Source organism: Romboutsia sp. 13368, from assembly GCF_018336475.1.
In the GTDB taxonomy this organism is placed as follows: Bacteria; Bacillota; Clostridia; order Peptostreptococcales; family Peptostreptococcaceae; genus Romboutsia.
In genome coordinates this window covers 559,794-560,020 of the sequence record NZ_CP048741.1, presented here as the reverse complement: position 1 = coordinate 560,020, position 227 = coordinate 559,794, and positions in this window count along the sequence as shown.

The window sequence follows — 227 nt, the reverse complement described above, 5'->3', positions numbered from 1 at the left end:
TATCTGTTAATATAGACTTTATACTTGCATACTACAACCTCCGAAATATTGATGTATTTATATTATAAACTGTATATTTGAAAATATCTATCTTCAACACTTATTTAAAACATAGCCTAATAATAAATAAACATTATAATATAGAATTATTATAACTACTACTAGTAAAAGATATAGGAATTAGTACAAACTTAGCTTTAATATACTAATTTCTATATCTTTTTATA